This window comes from Streptomyces klenkii, from assembly GCF_003626645.1.
GTDB classification, from domain to species: Bacteria; Actinomycetota; Actinomycetes; order Streptomycetales; family Streptomycetaceae; genus Streptomyces; species Streptomyces klenkii.
In genome coordinates this window covers 1-1,015 of record NZ_RBAM01000228.1, presented here as the reverse complement: position 1 = coordinate 1,015, position 1,015 = coordinate 1, and the positions used below count along the sequence as shown (strand labels likewise).

1 protein-coding gene is annotated in these 1,015 nt (G+C 74.3%); it reads right to left on the bottom strand.

Translation table 11 applies throughout. The features are described 5' to 3' along the window. Window positions 1-165: 165 nt before the first annotated feature. Window positions 166-969: an AAA family ATPase gene (locus D7231_RS35965; protein ID WP_120760587.1), complete on the bottom strand. Its 804-nt coding sequence runs from the start codon at window positions 967-969 to the stop codon at window positions 166-168. Window positions 970-1,015: the final 46 nt, after the last annotated feature.

Sequence of the window (1,015 nt, the reverse complement as noted above, 5' to 3'; positions counted from 1 at the left end):
GAGTGACCAGCCGGTCACATGATCCTCAGGAACCCGGCCGGAACTCGCGGTCGAGCGCGCGCCACCCCCGCCTGCGTTCGGGACCCACCCCGGCCCCGGAGATCCGCCTCCCCCCTCCCCGCTGAACGCGGTGGAAGGGGTGGCCTCGACGGGGCGCCGAGGTGGTCAGTACTGGTCGGCCCGGTAGGTCCGCCACCAGCTCTCGATGGCCTCCATCGTATCGGCCGGCCGCCGAGCGCGCCGAGCCCGCCGGACGCACTCCTCCTCGTCCACGGCCAGCAGCACCACCCCGGCGCCCTTGGGGGCGAGGCGTGCGCGGTCAGCGGCGCGCGGCGCGGTCGCGATGATCCACGCCCGATCGACGTCGTGCCGCCGCTCCAGCCGGGCGACGACCGCGTCCCTCGCCTCAGCGATGAACGGCCGCAGGGCGGGGGGATGGTCGTGCGCATCGGGCGAGCCGAGGGCCTGGGCGATGGCGTCCCAGTCCACCACCAGGTCCCCGGGCTGGGCGTGCTGCTGAACGTAGGTGGTCTTGCCGGAGCAGGGCGGACCGCACACCAGCGTCACCCTCGCGGTGGTGATGCGCGCCTTCCCGGCCCCCGCGAACCCCGTCTCCCTCGCGGTCTTCGCGTCGTGGCACGGCTTGCACATCGCCTGCAAGTTGCCGCGGTCGAACGCCAGCTCCTCGCGCCCGCGGTGCGGCCGGACGTGGTCCACCACCCTCGGCGGGGAGCCGCACCCCGCCGCACACAACGGCTCCTCCGAGAGCACCTGATCGCGCAGCATGCGCCAGCGGGCATCGTCATAGACCCACCGCCACTCGGCCCGGCGGTCCTCCGCAGCGCGCTGCCGAGGCGAGCGGGACCGCACGGCTAGGGGGGTTCCGGCGTTGTCGCGGTCGGCGGGCAGGACGCCGTCGGCGGCCAGTTCTGTCGCCTCGCTGCGGGCCGAGGCGGTGAAGTCGCTCATGGGTCACTCCGTAGACGCGCTAGCGTGCTCCGCAGCCTTCGTTCCC